General features: G+C 70.9%; 16 protein-coding genes. 8 read left to right on the top strand and 8 right to left on the bottom strand.

The features are described 5' to 3' along the window. Window positions 1–71: 71 nt before the first annotated feature. Genes ACFW16_RS10525 through ACFW16_RS10505 form a run of 5 tightly spaced genes read right to left on the bottom strand, consistent with a single transcriptional unit; the run spans window position 72 to window position 4855 of the window. Entirely contained in the window at window positions 72–920 is an 849-nt protein-coding gene (locus tag ACFW16_RS10525) for a glycerophosphodiester phosphodiesterase (protein ID WP_380304559.1), read from the bottom strand. Further along, window positions 913–1995, bottom strand: a complete 1083-nt coding sequence (locus ACFW16_RS10520; protein WP_380304557.1) for an ABC transporter ATP-binding protein — start codon at window positions 1993–1995, stop codon at window positions 913–915. Before ACFW16_RS10520 ends, ACFW16_RS10525 begins: the two co-directional genes overlap by 8 nt. A 6-nt stretch (window positions 1996–2001) precedes the next feature. Continuing rightward, window positions 2002–2820, bottom strand: coding sequence for an ABC transporter permease (locus tag ACFW16_RS10515; protein ID WP_380304555.1), 819 nt, complete (start codon window positions 2818–2820; stop codon window positions 2002–2004). Next, window positions 2817–3698, bottom strand: coding sequence for an ABC transporter permease (locus ACFW16_RS10510; protein WP_380304553.1), 882 nt, complete (start codon window positions 3696–3698; stop codon window positions 2817–2819). Before ACFW16_RS10510 ends, ACFW16_RS10515 begins: the two co-directional genes overlap by 4 nt. Then, a complete protein-coding gene (locus ACFW16_RS10505) occupies window positions 3695–4855 on the bottom strand; it encodes an extracellular solute-binding protein (RefSeq protein WP_380304551.1) in 1161 nt (386 codons plus the stop codon). The genes ACFW16_RS10510 and ACFW16_RS10505 overlap by 4 nt, the downstream gene beginning before the upstream one ends. A gap of 225 nt (window positions 4856–5080) precedes the next feature. Between ACFW16_RS10505 and ACFW16_RS10500 the strand changes: the two genes are divergently transcribed. Both ACFW16_RS10500 and ACFW16_RS10495 read left to right on the top strand, forming a co-directional pair. Next, complete coding sequence (locus ACFW16_RS10500; protein ID WP_380304549.1) at window positions 5081–6298, top strand: mandelate racemase/muconate lactonizing enzyme family protein; 1218 nt, start codon at window positions 5081–5083, stop codon at window positions 6296–6298. 10 nt (window positions 6299–6308) lie between these two features. Further along, window positions 6309–7922 carry a GMC family oxidoreductase gene (locus ACFW16_RS10495; protein ID WP_380304547.1) on the top strand — a complete coding sequence of 538 codons (1614 nt, stop codon included), beginning with the start codon at window positions 6309–6311 and terminating at the stop codon, window positions 7920–7922. Window positions 7923–8057: 135 nt separating this feature from the next. Here the strand turns inward: ACFW16_RS10495 and pobA are convergent, their stop codons facing one another. Next, entirely contained in the window at window positions 8058–9224 is a 1167-nt protein-coding gene (gene pobA, locus ACFW16_RS10490; protein WP_380304545.1) for a 4-hydroxybenzoate 3-monooxygenase, read from the bottom strand. A 127-nt stretch (window positions 9225–9351) separates the two neighbouring features. Between pobA and ACFW16_RS10485 the strand changes: the two genes are divergently transcribed. Then, entirely contained in the window at window positions 9352–10308 is a 957-nt protein-coding gene (locus tag ACFW16_RS10485; protein WP_380304543.1) for a helix-turn-helix domain-containing protein, read from the top strand. On the opposite strand, the gene ACFW16_RS10480 is transcribed toward ACFW16_RS10485, so the two are convergent. Further along, window positions 10227–11021 carry an SDR family NAD(P)-dependent oxidoreductase gene (locus ACFW16_RS10480; RefSeq protein WP_380304541.1) on the bottom strand — a complete coding sequence of 265 codons (795 nt, stop codon included), beginning with the start codon at window positions 11019–11021 and terminating at the stop codon, window positions 10227–10229. The two genes, ACFW16_RS10485 and ACFW16_RS10480, sit on opposite strands and share 82 nt — an antisense overlap. 39 nt (window positions 11022–11060) lie before the next feature. After that, the gene (locus tag ACFW16_RS10475) at window positions 11061–11774 is read right to left on the bottom strand and encodes an SDR family oxidoreductase (RefSeq protein ID WP_380304539.1); all 714 of its coding nucleotides are present in this window, start codon (window positions 11772–11774) and stop codon (window positions 11061–11063) included. Window positions 11775–11892: 118 nt separating this feature from the next. Between ACFW16_RS10475 and ACFW16_RS10470 the strand changes: the two genes are divergently transcribed. From ACFW16_RS10470 to ACFW16_RS10450, 5 genes are all read left to right on the top strand, one after another. Further along, complete coding sequence (locus ACFW16_RS10470) at window positions 11893–12807, top strand: LysR family transcriptional regulator (protein WP_380304537.1); 915 nt, start codon at window positions 11893–11895, stop codon at window positions 12805–12807. An 87-nt stretch (window positions 12808–12894) separates the two neighbouring features. Further along, entirely contained in the window at window positions 12895–13956 is a 1062-nt protein-coding gene (locus ACFW16_RS10465; protein WP_380304535.1) for a dipeptidase, read from the top strand. 26 nt (window positions 13957–13982) lie between these two features. Further along, entirely contained in the window at window positions 13983–14924 is a 942-nt protein-coding gene (locus tag ACFW16_RS10460; RefSeq protein WP_380304533.1) for a DUF1186 domain-containing protein, read from the top strand. 99 nt (window positions 14925–15023) lie between these two features. Next, window positions 15024–15539, top strand: a complete 516-nt coding sequence (locus ACFW16_RS10455; protein ID WP_380304531.1) for a sigma-70 family RNA polymerase sigma factor — start codon at window positions 15024–15026, stop codon at window positions 15537–15539. A 74-nt stretch (window positions 15540–15613) separates the two neighbouring features. Next, the gene (locus ACFW16_RS10450) at window positions 15614–16552 is read left to right on the top strand and encodes a FecR family protein (protein WP_380304529.1); all 939 of its coding nucleotides are present in this window, start codon (window positions 15614–15616) and stop codon (window positions 16550–16552) included. Window positions 16553–16644: the final 92 nt, after the last annotated feature.

Below are 16644 nucleotides of genomic sequence, written 5' to 3'. Positions count from 1 at the left end.
CGCGGTTGCGCGAACCCAACATCGTCGGGGCTGCGCGTTGGGTTCGCGGAGCGAACCCAACCTAACCTAACCTAACCAGGCGGTTTGGGCTGGTCGAACAACGCCTCCAGCACGCCCGGCGCGTCGGTGGTGATCTGGTCGGCGCGCAGCGCCACCAGCCGGGCCAGCGCGGCCGCGGCGCCCGGATGGTCCGGGTTCAGGGTCCAGGCGTCGACCGTCCTGCCGGCGGCATGGCAGGACGCGATCAGGTCGACCCCCAGCGCGTCGGCGCGCAGCACGATCGGCCAGGACAGGTAGATCATCGTCGCGTCCGGGGCATGGTCCAGCGCCGCGGCGATGAAGCGCTCGGCATCCGCCGCGGCGACCAGGGTTCCCAGGGTGTCGTCGTCGCAGGGATCGAAGCCGAGACGCAGCCCGGGGACCGCCGCGCCGAGACGGCGCACCGCCGTCCAGTCGCCGCCGCTGAGGATGAAACGGCCGGCCACCGGCGCCAGCACCGACCGGAAGGCGTCGACGCTGCGCCCGTCCAGCGCCGCATCCGCCTCCTTGAGGTCGAGCTGGACCAGGGTGGCGGGATCGGCCCCGGCCGTGGCCAGCTCGGCCAGATCTTCGAGCAGCAGCAGGCGCTCCTCGGTCGGCGTCCCGTCCTTGCCGCGCATCCGCAAGGCCCGCAGATCGCTGGAGGTGGCCGCCGCGACCGCGCCGCGGCCGGTGGTCTCGCGGTCCAGCGTCTCGTCGTGCAGGCAGGCGAAGCCGCCATCGGCGCGGCGGCGCAGATCCACCTCCATCGAGGCGCCCAGCGCCATGCCCTCGCGCAGCCGGGCGGGGGTGAAGGGGATGTCCTCGGGCCGACGCTGCAGCCGGTGCCATTTCAGCCGGGTGCGGTGACCCTGGAAGACGATCTCGATGCCGTCAGGCATGGGTCTGCTCCGGTTGCCGGGCGGGCTCGGCCAGGGTCAGGTGGCGGGCCGGCTCGCCCGGGCGGAACACCGCGCAGCGGGTCGGGCGCAGCGTCACCGCGGCGCCCTCGGCGATGCCGTCGGCCCGGCCGAGCTGCAGCTTGAGCGCGGCGCCGTTGCCGATGTCCACATCGGCCATCCGCACCGCGCCGAGGTCGACCAGCCGGGCGACCCGGCCGGAGACGGCGTCCGGCGTGCCGGCGGGGACGGGAACCAGATCCTCCGGCCGCAGCGCCAGGGTGGCGGGGCCGTCCGCCAGGTCGCAGGGCGCCGTCAGGCCGCCCCAGCGCAAGAGGCCGGCCTCGACCCGCGCCTCGGCCAGGGTCATGGTGCCGATGAAGCCGGCGACGAATTCGGTCTCCGGCCGGGCATAGATCTCGCCGGGCCGGCCGACCTGCTCGATCCGCCCGTCCTTCATCACCACGATGCGGTCGGCCAGCGTCATCGCCTCCTCCTGGTCGTGGGTGACGAAGACGGTGGTCAGGCCGAGGCGGCGCTGGATCGCCCGCACCTCCTCGCGCAGCCGCACCCGGAGATGGGCGTCGAGGGCGGAGAAGGGCTCGTCCATCAAGAGGATCTTCGGCTCCAGCACGACGCAGCGGGCGATGGCGACGCGCTGCTGCTGGCCGCCCGACAGCTGGCCGGGATAGCGGCCGCCGTAGCCGGAGAGGCCGACCAGATCGAGCACGCCGTCGACCCGGCGGCCGACCTCGCCGCGCGACAGCGGCCTGAGGCGCAGGCCGAAGGCGATGTTGCGGGCCACGGTCATGTGCGGCCACAGCGCGTGGCTCTGGAACACCATGCCGGTCGGGCGGTGGTTCGGCGGCAGCGCGCCGATGTCGGCGCCGTCGATCGCGACCCGGCCGCCGCTCGGCGTCTCGAAGCCGCCGACCATGCGCAGCACGGTCGACTTGCCGCAGCCGGACGGGCCGAGCAGGCAGACCAGCTCGCCGTCGCCGATCGCCAGCGACACGCGGTCGACCGCGGCGGTCTCGCCGAAGCGCTTGGTCAGGCGGTCGAGCTCGAGCGTGGCCATGCGTTCCTAGGCTCCGAGCCCGCGCGCGATGGTGCGGGCGCTGAGGATGTTGCGCGCGAACAGCAGCGCGACGAAGGACGGGACCCAGAGCAGCACGGACAGCACCGCGCCGTACTGGATCACCAGCTGGTTGTTGATCAGGGAGATCATCAGGATCGGCATGGTCCGGACCGTCGGCGCGCCGATCAGCCAGGCGCCCTCGGTCTCGTAGAAGGTGCCGACGAAGCTGAGCAGCAGGGCCGCGGCGATGGCCGGGCCGGCCTGCGGCAGGGTGACGTGCCAGAAGGTGCGGAACGGACCTGCCCCGACATCGCGCGCGGCCTCCTCCAGCCGCCGGTCGACGTTCTGGAAGGCGGCGACCGGGATCCAGATCATGAACAGCAGCGTGTTCAGCACCTGGATGATGGCGACGCCGGCGAAGGTGCCGATCAGGCCGAGCTGCAGGAAGATCGCGGCGATGGCGACGTAGAGGCCGAATTTCGGGAAGGCCTGGGTCGCCAGGAAGGACAGCAGGAGCAACTGCTTGCCGGGGAAGTCGAGCCTGGCGAAGGCATAGGCGGCGGGCAGGCAGATCGCGGCCGAGACCGCGGTGACCACCACCGACAGCGCCAGCGAGGTGCGCAGCGCCGACCAGACATCGGCGCGGGCCAGGGTCATGCCCCAGAAGCGGAAGCCCCATTGCGTCGGCAGCAGCGCCGGGTAGCGCCAGGCCTCGGCGAAGGCCCACAGGAACACGGTGGCGATCGGCACGATGATGGCGACCGCCAGCACCGTCGCCAGCAGCGGACCGGGCAGGCGGCGCAGCAGGCGCCGGGCCGCGGTCACGGCGCACCTCGGGCGCGCGATTTCGAGATCGCGCGGACATAGAGCACGCCGACCGCGGCGCAGATCAGGAAGGTGACGACGGCCTGGGTCTGTGCGGCGACCGGGTCGCGCACGTCGCCGAAGGTGCGCTGCATGTACACGCCCATCATCTCCGGCGAGGCGGGGCCGAGCAGATAGGGCAGGGTGAAGCTGCCGAAGATGTTGAGGAATTCGAGGGCGAAGGCGATCAGCAGCGAGTTGCGGATCAGCGGCAGGACGATGCTGACCAGGATGCGGAAGGGGCCGGCGCCGACGTCGCGCGCGGCCTCGATCGCCGGCAGCGGCACCTGGGCCAGGCCGGACAGCAGCACCAGCAAGGTCAGCGGCACGCCCTCCCACACCAGTCCGATCACCGGGCCCCAGGGGCCGAGATAGGGCGAGACGTAGCCGCCGATGCCGAAGGCGGCGAGGATCGTGGCCAGGAGACCGTTCGGCCCGATCGACCGGATCAGGGCATAGGCGACGATGATGCCGGGCACGAACAGCGGGAACACGGCGATGCCCTGCACCACCGCCGGCAACCGGCCGGTGGCGAAGCGGAGGTAGAGCGCCAGCGGCAGGCACAGGGCCAGCAGCAGCAGCGTTGCCACCGCCGTGGTCCACAGGGTGAAGCCGAGGTTGCGGCGGCTCTGCGGGTCGGCGAAGAACTCGGCATAGTTGGCCAGCGAGAAGACGCTGCGGCCGTCGACCTCGACCCGCAGCGTGGTCAGGATCGCCGAAACCGCCGGCACCAGCACCAGCGCCACCACCAGCAGCACCGGCGCCGCCACCATCAGCAGGCCGAGCGCCTGCCGCCGGAAGCCGATCGCGCGCAGGGACGGGCCGGACCCTTCGATCACTTCGACCGGTCGATGTTGGGGGCGACGTTGCGGTACCAGCCGTCGTTCATCGCCGCCTCCCAGTCGCCGCCCGGATAGGTCGGGATCGAGGTCGGGATCACCGCGGCGAACTGGTCCTTCAGCTCCGGCGGCAGCTTGCCCCAGTCGACCCCCGGGAAACCGCCGAGGTCCTTGACGATCGAGACCTGGATCCCGTCGGTCAGCAGGAAGTCGGCCAGGGCCAGGGCGGCGTCCTTGTGCGCCGCGTTGCCGGGCACGGTGGCGTCGGCGAAGCTGCCGCACAAGGCCAGATCCTGCAGCTGGAACAGCTTGACCGAGGGCGGCAGCACGCCCTGCGCGATGCCCTGCAGCGCCTGGTCCGACCAGGCCGGGATCATCGACACGGCGCCGCTGGCCAGAAGCTGCAGCGTCGGCGTGTTGCCGGCGGCGTAGGCGCCCTTCTCGTACAGCGACGGTGCCAGGTCGTTCAGGATGGTCCAGGCCTTGGGCAAGCGCTCCTCCGCCGCCTGCTTCGTGAAGCCGGCGACCGTGAACAGCGACGGATCGCGGCCATTGGCCTCGTGGATGGCGCGGACCACGAAGTTGCGGCCCGACCCGCCCTTGTCCGGCCGGCCGTAGATGAACTGGCCGGGATGGGCCTTGATCCAGGCGACCAGGCCGGGCCAGTCCTTCGGCACCTCGGCCTCGGCCACCTTCTCCGAATCATAGGCCAGCACGACCTGGGAGCCGCGATAGGGCAGGCCGTAGGGTGTCTCGACCGCCAGCGGGTTGACGCGGCCGTAGCCGGGCACGGCGCCGGCGTCGAGCCGGACCCACAGCCCGGCCTCGATGCCGCCCTGGGGCAGCCGCGGGTCGTGCTGCTCGAAGAAGTCGACCTGCGGGTCCGCGCCCGCCTTCAACGCCGCGAAGGCCCGGTCGGCGATCGCCACGATGCCGCCGCTGCCGGCGCCGCGCGAGATCACGATGTTGATCTCGAACTCCGGATGCGCCGCCTCGAAGGCCGGCTTCACGACATTGGTCCACCAGTCCGACACATTGGCGTCGCTGTTGGTGTAGACGTCGATCCGGGTCACGGCGGCGCGGGCGCGGCGCCGCGGCACCAGGGCAATGGCGCCGGCGGCGACGCCGGCGGAAAGAACCTGACGGCGATTGAGCATCCTGCCCCCCGAAGACAATCGGCATGTGGTTTGCGGGTGCTGCCTTTAGGGGCGAAGCATGACAGGGCGATGACAGTCGGGCCACAGCTTCGTGACTCGCCGGCCGGGCGGCGTCGTTTGCGCGGGATTTTCCGTCGCCGCCGGCCTGGAGGGGCGGGATCGGGCGAGCCATGATGGCCCGGGCCGTGATGCGCTGGTGCGCCGGCCCGAGCGAAAGGCCGCCGCATGAAGATCGCGTCGTTGGAGACCCATGTCGTCGCCGTTCCGCCGCCGCATGTCGGTGGCATGTACTGGATCTTCGTGCTGCTGAAGACCGACGACGGCATCGAGGGGGTCGGCGAGATCTACAGCACGGCCTTCCACCCCCAGGCGCTGGTGCCGCTGATCGGGGACGTGTTCGAGCGCCACCTGCTGGGCCACGACCCGCACCGGATCGAGCGGTTCTGGCGGTCGGCCTATTCCAGCGGCTTCACCCAGCGCCCGGACCCGACGATGATGGGCATCGTCTCGGGGCTGGAGATCGCCTGCTGGGACATCATCGGCAAGGCGGCCGGCCGGCCGGTCCATGACCTGCTGGGCGGGCTGGTGCACGAGAGGCTGCGCGCCTACACCTATCTCTACCCGAAGAACGCCGCCGGCGAGTTCGACTTCAACGACCCCGACCTGGCGGCCGAATGCGCCGTCGAGATGGTCAGGATGGGCTTCACCGGGGTGAAGTTCGACCCGGCCGGTCCGTACACCGCCTATTCCGGGCACCAGATCTCCCTCGGCGTGCTCGACCGCTGCGAGACCTTCTGCCGCAAGGTGCGCGAGGCGGTGGGCAGCAGCGCCGACCTCTTGTTCGGCACCCATGGCCAGATGGTGCCGTCCTCGGCCATCCGCCTGGCCAAGCGGCTGGAGAAATACGATCCGCTGTGGTTCGAGGAGCCGGTGCCGCCGGGCCAGGAGGCGGCGATGGCCGAGGTGGCGCGCGCGACCTCGATTCCGATCTCGACCGGCGAGCGGCTGTGCACGAAATACGAATTCCAGCGGGTGCTGGAACTGGGCGCCGCCTCGATCCTGCAGCCTGATATCGGCCGGGTCGGCGGCATCCTGGAGGCCAAGAAGATCGCCAGCATGGCCGAGGCCTACTACGCCCAGATCGCGCCGCATGTGTATTGCGGCCCGGTGGTCGCCGCCGCCAGCATCCAGCTCGGCGCCGCCTCGCCGAACTTCCTGATCCAGGAATCGATCCTCGATTTCGGCGGCTTCCACGCCGAGATCCTCAAGAAGCCCCTGACTTTCTACGACGGCTATCTGATCCCGTCGCGCGAACCCGGCCTGGGGGTCGAGCTGAACCTGGACGTGGTGGCGAAGCACTCGCCCTACACCGGCGACCGGCTGCACCTGCAGATGGCGTCCGAGCCCGCCGACGTGAAGCAGTTCGCCCCGGCCCGAGGCTGAGCAACGCTTCATGACCCATGACTACGTCATCGTCGGCGCCGGCTCGGCCGGCTGCATCCTGGCGGCGCGGCTGAGCGAGAGCGGCCGGCATTCCGTGCTGCTGCTCGAGGCCGGCGGCCGCGACGATTCCTTCTGGTTCCGCATCCCGGTCGGCTATGCCCGCAGCTACTACGACCCCCGTGTCAACTGGATGTACTGGTCGGAGCCCGAGCCGGCGCTGGGCGGCCGGCGCATCTACTGCCCGCGCGGCAAGGTGCAGGGCGGCTCCGGCTCGATCAACGCCATGGTGTTCGTCCGCGGCGCCGCGGACGATTTCGACGACTGGGCCGCGGCCGGCAATCCCGGCTGGGCCTATGACGACGTGCTGCCCACGTTCTGCCGGCTGGAGACGCATGCCGGCGGCGCCTCGCCATGGCACGGCGGCGACGGGCCGATCCATGTCACGCCGATGCGCGGCATGACCCATCCGGTCAGCGACGCCTTCCTGCGGGCCTGCGGCGAGCTGCAGCTGCCGCCGAACCCGGACTTCAACGGCGCGACGGTGGAGGGGGCGGGGGTCTACGACGTCAACACCCGCGACGGGCGGCGGTCGTCGTCGAGCGTCGAATACCTGCACCCGGCGCTGGGCCGCAGCAACCTGACGGTCGAGCGCGACGCCCAGGCCCTGCGGGTGGTGCTGGACGGCACCGGCCGGGCCACCGGCGTCGAGATTCGGCAGGGGTCGGAGACCCGGATCGTCACGGCGCGGCGCGAGGTGATCCTGGCGGCCGGCGCGGTCGACACGCCGAAGCTGCTGCAGCTCTCCGGCATCGGCGACGGCGCGCGGTTGGCCGAAGCCGGAGTGGCGGTCGCGCATCACCTGCCGGCGGTCGGGCGCAACCTGCAGGACCATCTCTGCGCCAGCTTCTACTACCGGTCGCGCGTGCCGACGCTGAACGGCGATTTCGGCAGCTTGTTCGGTCAAGCCAAGCTGGGGCTGCAATACCTGCTGACCCGCAAGGGTCCCTTCGCCATGAGCGTCAACCAGGCCGGCGGCTTCTTCCGCGGCGCGCCGGACGAGGCGCGGCCGAACATCCAGCTCTACTTCAACCCACTGTCCTACCGCATCCCGGACAGCCCGAAGGCCGGGCTGAAGCCGGAGCCCTATCCGGGCTTCCTGCTGGCCTTCAACGCGTGCCGGCCGACCAGCCGCGGCGAGATCGCCATCGCCTCGCCCGACCCGGCGGCGCCGGCCAGGATCCGGCCGAACTACCTGTCGACCGACCGCGACATCGAGGAGGTGCTGCAGGGCGGCCGGCTGGCGCGCCGGATCATGGCGGCGCCGAGCCTGGCCGCGGTCACGGCAGAGGAGATGCCGCCCTCCGCCGGAGCCGAGAGCGACGACGCGCTGCTGGACTGGTTCCGCGCCAACAGCGGCTCGATCTACCATCTGTGCGGCAGCTGCGCGATGGGGCCGGACCCGGCGACCGCGGTGGTCGACGCCCGGCTGCGGGTGCACGGCGTGCCGGGCCTGCGCGTGGTCGACGCCTCGATCTTCCCCAACATCACCGCCGGCAACATCAACGCCCCGACCATGATGGTGGCGGAGAAGGGCGCCGGGATGATCCTGGCGGATGCGGGATGAGGATACCCTCTCGCAACGGCCACCATCGTCATTGCGAGCGCAGCGAAGCAATCCAGGGCCGCTCGCTGTGGCCCCTGGATTGCTTCGTCGGCTTCGCCTCCTCGCAATGACGGTGAGAGTCGATACGGCCGCGCGTCAGCCCAGCGGCAGCCCGACATAGTTCTCGGCCAGCACGGTCTGGGCGGCGCGGGAGCTGCGGATATAGTCCAGCTCGGCCCGCTGCAGCCGGCGCTCCAGCGGGCCGGTTTCGGGGAAGCGGTGGGTCAGGCCGGTGAACCACCAGGAGAAGCGTTCCGCCTTCCACACCCGAGCCAAGGCGCGGGCGGAATACGCGTCGATCCCGGCGGCCGAGCGCTCGCCATAGAACTCGCCGAAGGCCTCGGCCAGCATGGCCACGTCGGACACCGCCAGGTTCAGCCCCTTGGCGCCGGTCGGCGGCACGATGTGCGCGGCATCGCCGGCCAGGAACAGCCGGCCGTGGCGCATCGGCTCGGACACGAAGCTGCGCAGCGGTGCGATGCTCTTCTCGAAAGACGGGCCGCGCACCACCGCCGCCTGCGGACCCAGGCGCAGGCAGATTTCGTCCCAGAACCTGTCGTCCGGCCAGTCCTCGATCCGGTCGTCCAGCGGGCACTGCACGTAATAGCGGCTGCGATGGGCCGACCGCATGCTGGCCAGGGCGAAGCCGCGCTCGTGGTTGGCGTAGATCAGCTCGTGATGCGCCGGCGGCACCTCGGCCAGAACGCCCAGCCAGCCGAAGGGATAGATCCGCTCGAACTCCTGCCGCACACCGTCGGGGATGCAGCCGCGGCTGACCCCATGGAAGCCGTCGCAGCCGGCGATGAGGTCGCAGCCCAGGCGCCGCTCGACGCCGTCCTGCCGCCAGCTGACATAGGGGCGGTCGGTCTCTATGTCGTGCAGCGCCACGTCCCCGGCCTCGAACACCACCGTCAGGCTGCGCTCCTCGGCGCCGTCGAACAGATCGCGCATCACCTCCTGCTGGCCGTAGACGGTGATGCAGGAGCCGGTCATGGCCTGCATGTCGATGCGGAACATCTCGCCGTCAACCGCCAGGTTGGTGCCGGCATGGGGCAGCCCCTCGCGGCGCAGGCGATCGCCGAGGCCCAGCCGGTCCAAGAGGTCGACCGTGCCCTGCTCCAGCACCCCGGCGCGGACCCGGCCCTCGACATGGTCCCGGCTGCGGCGCTCGACCACCACGGCGTCGATGCCGGCGCGGTGCAGCAGATGGGCCAGCACCATCCCGGCCGGCCCGGCGCCGATGATCGCGACCTTGGTGCGCATTTGGCCCTCCCGGAGCCTGTCGTTTCCGGAAAGGCTAGGCGCGACGGCGCGGAAAGCCATGGACGCGGCGTCGCAAAATTTGGACAATTCTTCCCGCGCACCTTGGGCGGCCAGGAGGCAGGAATCCATGCAGACGCCCACGATTCCGAATTTCTTCCTCTATGGCGAGGCACCGCGGACGGTCGATGACCGGTTCCTGCATTTGGAGGCGTTGGAAGACCGCAGCCGGCCCAGTGGCTGGACCATCCGGGCCCATGCCCATGCCAACCTGAACCATGTCTTCCACTTCACCCGCGGGGGCGGCGTCGCTCGGGCCGAGGGGCAGTCGATCCGGCTGCCGGCCCCCTGCCTGCTGCTGATGCCGGCCGGGGTGGTGCACGGCTTCGACTTCGAGCCGGAGACGATCGGCTCGGTGCTGACCGTCTCCGACGCGTATCTGCGCGAGCTGATGCGGCGCGAGCCGGAGTTCCGTCCGCTCTTCGCGGCGCCGGCCGTGATCCCGGCCGCCGACCACGGCTTCCTCCGCGCCAGCCTCGGGCGGCTGTCGCGCGAGCTTGCCTGGCTGGCGCCCGGCCGGGCCGCGGCGGTGGAGGCGCTGCTGGTCGGCATCCTGGTCGAGGTGCTGCGCCTGGCGCAGACCGGCGGCGGGGAGACGGCGGCGCCGGGCCCGCAAGCGCTGCTGGTGGCCCGGTTCCGTGAGCGGATCGAACAGCGCTACCGCGCCCATGACGAGGTCGAGGATTATGCCCGGGCCCTGGCGGTCAGCCCGAAGCGGCTCTGGGCCGCCTGCCGCCGGGTGGCCGGCGCGCCGCCGGCCCGGCTGATCCAGGACCGGCTGCTGCTCGAGGCCAAGCGCCTGCTGCTCTACACCAACGTCTCGGTGGCCGAGGCGGCCTATGCCCTCGGCTTCAACGACCCGGCCTATTTCTCGCGGCTGTTCGCCAAGGAGACGGGCCGGTCGCCGCGCGCCTTCCGCCGCGGCGGCGACGGCCGGGAGCAGGATCAGGCAATGGTGTCGACCACGCCGCCGTCGACCCTGAGGGCCGCGCCGTTGGTGGCCGCGGCCTGGGGCGAGACGGCGTAGACCACCATGTTGGCGACCTCCTCCGGCGTCGCCATGCGGCCGATGATCGAGGTCGGGCGATGGGTGCGGACGAACTCGGTGGCGGTCTCGTCGATCGACTTGCCGGACTCCTCGGCCATCTCGCGCAGGAAGTCCTTGACCCCCTCGGTCATGGTCGGACCGGGCAGCACCGAGTTGACGGTGACGCCCGTCCCCCGGGTCAGCTTGGCCAGGCCACGGGCGATCGAGATCTGCGCCGTCTTGGTGAAGCCGTAATGCACCATCTCCACCGGGATGTTCAGGCCCGATTCGGAGGAGATGAACACCACCCGGCCCCAGTCCCGCGCCAGCATCCCCTTCAGATAGGCGCGTGACAGCCGCACGCCGGACATGACATTGACCTCGAAGAACCGGGTCCAGTCCTCGTCCGGAATGTCGAAGAACTCCTTCATCTCGAAGATGCCGACATTGTTGATCAGGATGTCGGCCTCCGGCACCGCCGCCAGCAGCTCGGCGCAGCCCGCGGCGGTCGAGACGTCGGCCACGGCGGGTCGCAGCGCGGCGCCGGGCACGGCCTGTTTGATCCGCTCGATCGCCTCCGCCACCGCGGCGGGTCTGCGGCCGTTCACGATCACCTCGGCGCCGGCGGCCGCCAGCCCCTGGGCGATGGCGAAGCCGATTCCGGTGGTCGAGCCGGTGACGAGGGCGGTTTTGCCCGACAGGTCGATCTTCATGGGTAATCTCCAGGATACGGGGCGAGGCCTCCCGGGACGTCAGACCAGGGCGCCGCCGCCATGGATATAGACCGTGCTGCCGGTGGCGTAAGGGTTGGCGATGAAGGCCAGGATCTGGCTGGCGATGTGCTCCGGCCGGCCGACCAGCCCAGCCGGCAGGGTCGCGGCGGCGCGGTCGTACATCGCCTGGCGCGCATCGGCGGCCATGCGGTCGTACAGCGGCGTCGCCACCAGCCCGGGCGAGACCGTATTGACCCGCACCGGCGCCAGCTCCAGCGCCAGGCCCTGGGCCAGCGCCTCCAGCCCGGCATTGATCGCGCCCTGGATCGCTGCCCCCTTGCGCGGCCGGATGGCAAGCACGCCGGTGACCAGGGTCAAGGACCCGCCGTCGTGGATCGGCGCGGCGCGGGCGATGCGATAGGCGCCCCAGAACTTCGAGTTCATCGAGGCGAAGGCGTCGGCCAGCGGCAGCTCGCGCACAGCCGCCACCTTGGTCTGGGCCGCCGTGACCACGACATGGTCGTAGACGGTTCCGTCGGCGAAGAAGGCTTCGACCGCGGCATCCGAGGTGGTGTCGAGCATCCGGCCCTCGGCGCCGGTGCCGATCGTCGCCACCGCCGCGTCGATCTTCTCCTGCGACCGCGAGGCCACCGTCACCATCGCGCCGAGGCCGGCGGCCGCCTGCGCCGTCGCGAGGCCGAGCCCCGAGCTGCCGCCCACCACCAGCACCCGCTGGCCCGAAAGATCGCCCATCGTCTCGCTCCTTTCATGCCCGCCGGCCCGTCCGGCCGGTCGTCGCGAAGATCTGGACCTTCCACGTTCCGGAAATAATACTCGGATCGAGAAAGCCACTCTTTCCGGATCATTGAGAATGGGTGCGATCGAGAACCTGACCGACATCGCCGTCTTCGCCCGCATCGCCGTCGCCGGCAGCCTGTCGGCGGCCGCGCGGGATCTGGGCCTGTCGCTGGCGGTGGTGTCGAAGCGGCTGGCGCGGCTGGAGGCGGCGCTCGGCGCCCGGCTGGTGCAGCGCACCACCCGGCGGCTGAGCCTGACCGAGGAGGGCGCGGCGTTCCACGAGCGGGCGCTGCGCATCCTGGCGGAGCTGGAAGCGGCGCAGGAGGCGGTGGGCGGCGACGGCCGGCCCCGCGGCCTGCTGCGGGTGACCACCACGGCCGCCTTCGCCCGCCGCTGGATCGCGCCGATCCTCGCTCGGTTCCAGACGGATTGTCCGGACGTCCGGGTGCAGGTGACGGCCACGGATGCAGTGCTGGACCTGGTGCAGACCGGCATCGACCTTGCCATCCGGCAGGCGGTGCTGCCCGACAGCGCCCTGATGGTGCGGGACCTGGCGCCGAACTGGCGGGTGGTCTGCGCCGCACCGGACTATCTCGCCCGGCGCGGCCGTCCGGAGACGCCGGAGGACTTGGCCGGCCATTCCTGCATCGTCTATGGCGACCCGCCGATGACGGCCTGGAGCTTCGTGCGGCCGGGCGAGCCGCCGGTCGAGGTCGCCGTCTCCGGCGCGATCATGAGCAATGATGGCGAGGTGGCGCATGAGGCGGCGCTGGCCGGCGCCGGTATCGTGCTCAAGTCGATCTGGTACGTGGCCGGGGACCTGGCCGCCGGCCGGCTGGTCCGGGTGCTGGCCGATCACGCGTCGCCGGCCTCGCCGGTCCAGGCGGTGTTCCCCTCGGCCCGGTACCTGGCGCCCAAGACCCGCGCCTTCCTGGACGTGCTGGGCGCCGAGCTGCGCGTCGCCGCCCGGCGCCTCGGCCGGCCATGACGCGACGCCTTGCCAGGGTGCGCCGGGGCTGCTCAACTCGGGTAACCCCGGCCGACCCGCGGCCGCGCCCCCGAGATGATGGACCCGATGACCGAGCCTGCGCCCATTCCCGTGTTCGACGGGCACAATGACGTCCTGCTGCGTCTCCTGAAGTCCCACGCGGCCTCGGCCGAGGCCGCCTTCATCGAGGGCACCGCGACCGGCCATCTCGACCTGCCGCGGGCACGCCGCGGCGGCTTCGTCGGCGGCATGTTCGCGATCTTCCCACCGTCGCCGCACTCCTCCGGCTCGATCGACCGGATGCAGGGCGGCAACTACACCGTGCAACTGCCGCCGGAGCTGGGGCTGGCCGAGGCCCAGGCCTCGACCGCGGCGATGGCCTCGATCCTGCTGCGGCTGGAGCGTGAGGGCGGCCTCAGCGTCTGCCGCAACGTCGCCGAGATCCGCGCCGCCATCGCCCGTGAGTCGCTGGCCGCGGTGTTCCACATCGAGGGCTGCGAGGCGATCGACACCGATTTCCGCATGCTCGACCTGCTCTACGCCGCCGGCCTGCGCTCGCTCGGCATCGTCTGGAGCCGGCCGAACGCCTTCGGCCACGGCGTGCCGTTCAAGTTCCCAAGCTCGCCCGACACCGGGCCGGGCCTGACCGATGCCGGGCGCGAGCTGGTGCGGGTGTGCAACGAGCGCCGCATCCTGATCGACCTGTCGCATCTGAACGAGAAGGGCTTCTGGGACGTGGCGGAGCTGTCGACGGCGCCGCTGGTCGCGACCCATTCCAACGCCCATTCGGTCTGCCCGCATGCGCGCAACCTGACCGACCGGCAGCTCGACGCGATCCGCGAGAGCGGCGGCATGGTCGGGCTGAACTTCGCCACCGCCTTCCTGCGGCCGGACGGGTCGATGAACGCCGACACCGATCTTGAGATCATGATCCGGCACCTCGATGCGCTGATCGAGCGGCTGGGCGAGGACGGCGTCGGCATGGGCTCCGACTACGACGGCGCCACCGTGCCCGCGGCGATCAAGGACGCGGCCGGCCTGCCGCGGCTGTTCGAGGCGCTGCGCGGCCATGGCTATGACGACGCGCTGCTGCGCAAGCTCGGCACCGAGAACTGGTTCGGTGTGCTGGAGCGCAGCTGGGGCGGGTGACGGCGATGTCGGAAGGACCGGCCATCATGACCGTGGACGAGGCGATCCGGGACCTTGGCGAGTCGCCGGACGGCGTTCTGCCCGTCGACGCGATGAACTGGGCGCTGCAGCATTGGGATAAAGCCGGGCCGCGGTTCATCGAGCTGATGGAACGCTACGCCGACGGTGACGATCGGTCGGACGACACGGGAGATGCCCTCTTCTTCATCCTCCACATGATGGGGGAGATGCAGGAGACGCGCGCCTTTCCGGGTCTCTGCCGCTTGGTCCGCGACAGCGAAGCGATCGATTGGATCCTCGGCGACGCGACCACCGTGACTCTCAATCAGATCCTGATCAGCACCTTCGATGGCGATCCTGCGCCGCTGAAGACGGTGATCGAGGATGCCGCGGCCGACCAGTTCGTGCGCGAGGCCGCATTCGAGGCTCTGGCTTGGCACTGCCGCATGGGCGCGATCTCCAACGAGGAGATGCGGGCCTATCTGCTGCATCTTCACGAGCACATGCAGCCGCAGGGCGAGAATGTCGTCTGGCTCGGCTGGGTGAATGCGGTCTCGAGCCTGGGCTACGCGGATCTGGCGCCACAGGCGGAGCGGCTGGTCGACGAGTACTTCCTGCACGTCATGGACGTCGACGATTTCCGCGACGATCTCCGGCAGACTCTCGACGACCCCGATCGGATGGCTCGCTTCACCGCCAACCATGTGGGCCCGTTCGTTGATGCGGTCGGCACCCTCTCGACCTGGCACGGCTTCTCGGAGGAATACCGAGAGCAGCTGGCGAGAGGGGATGGGCCGGATGATGGGTTCGACGATCTGGACGATCCGCTGGTCCCCCGTGGATGGCCGTCCATCACGTTCGGCGAGCCTGCGGTCAATCCGACGCGGGATGTCGGCCGCAACGACCCGTGCCCCTGTGGCAGCGGCAAGAAGTACAAGAAGTGCTGCCTGGCGAAGGAGGCGGATTGACCTCGGTCTCATGCTGCACTGCAAATTCGCAATTGCGAGTGATTTGCATTTGAAATAAGGTCGCGCCGGTCTCGTTTCGGGGGTGGAATCAAGGTCGGAATGGCCGAGCAGGATCGGTCCTCGCTGCTGGCGCTGCTGACGCGCCACTACCAGGAGTTGCTGCGCCATCTGACCCGCCGGCTGGGCAGCGCCAGCGCGGCGGCCGACGTGGCCCAGGACACCTGGCTGCGTCTACGGCGGGCCGAGGCTGTGCCGGAGCTGCAGAACCCCCAGGCCTATCTGTTCCGCATCGCCGACAACCTGGCGCGCGACCGGCTGCGCAGCGACGCCGTCCGCGCCCGCACCCTGCTGCCGGCCGAGCTCGGCGACGACCGCCCCTCCGACGTGCCGGGGGCGGAGACGGTGCTGGACCACCGGCAGCGGCTGAGGATGTTGGAGCGGGCGGTGGCGGAGCTGCCGCCGAAATGCCGGGAGGTGTTCCTGCTGCACAAGTTCGACGGGCTGGGCCATGGCGAGATCGCCGCCCGGCTCGGCATCTCGAAGAGCATGGTGGAGAAGCATGTGATGAAGGCCCTGGCCCATTGCCGCGACCGCATGCGCGACCTGCTTGACTGACGGAAGGTGAGGGGAGAGGCCGGCGGATTCGTCATTCCTGACGGGCACCGCCGCGAACGACCGAAGACATGACCATGGATCTCCAGCCAGACGCCCGGGACCAGGCCCTTCGATGGTTCGTCCGGATCAACGCCGGCGACGCCTCAGCCGCCGATCGCGCGGCCTTCGAGGCTTGGCTCGCCGCCGATCCGGCCCATGGCCGCGAGATCGACACCCTGGCCGGGCTGTGGGCGGATCTGGGCCGCATCCCCGACCCGCGGCCAAGCGCCCTGCCGAGGACGCCCTTGTTCGGCCGACGCCGGGTCCTGGCCGGCGGCCTGGCCTTCGCCGGGCTCGGCGGCGCGGTGGCGCTGACCGGCCTGCCGCCGGCGCTGACCAGCGACATCCGGACCGGCACCGGCGAGCTGCGCACGGTGACGCTGGCGGACGGCACGCGGGTCGATCTCGACGCCGGCTCGGCCCTGTCGCTGGCCTTCTCGGACTCTGCGCGCGAGGTCTCGCTCGACCGCGGCCGGGCGCTGTTCACGGTAGCGAAGGACGCGGCGCGGCCGTTCCGGGTCTCGGCCGGGCCGGGGCGCAGCACCGCCCTCGGCACCCAGTTCGTGGTCCATCGCTGGGCCGACGAGGTCACGGTCGCGGTGATGGAGAGCGCCGTTGTCGTCGCCGTGCCCGGGACGGGCGGCGCCGCAGAGGCCCGGGTCGCCGCCGGGAAGCAGGTATCCTACGGCCCCGCCGGGCTGGGCGCCGTGCGGAAGGCCGACGGCCAGGTCGAGACCGCCTGGCGCCGCGGCAAGCTGGTGTTCGAGGACCGGTCGCTGCGCCAGGTGGTGGCGGAGCTCGGGCGCTACCGCAGCGGGTCGATCGCGATGACCGACGGCACCCTGGCCGAGCTGCGGGTCAGCGGCATCTTCGACGTCTCCGATCCCGATGCGGCGCTCGACGCCATCACCCGCACCCTGCCGGTGCGCGTGGTGTCGCTGACCCGCTACCTGGTGGTTCTCCGGCCGGCTTGAACTTTTTTCGCCGGGCGAGGTGAGGGGACGGCGCCGCCGATCCGTCATCTCGGCGAGGAGGTGACGCGATTGCGTCTCACTCCTAACTCCTA

Origin of the sequence: Inquilinus sp. NPDC058860 (genome assembly GCF_042743185.1) — a bacterium.
GTDB lineage: Bacteria > Pseudomonadota > Alphaproteobacteria > DSM-16000 > Inquilinaceae > Inquilinus.
Note: the sequence above shows the minus strand (reverse complement) of the source record. Positions and strands in the feature narration are given on the sequence as shown.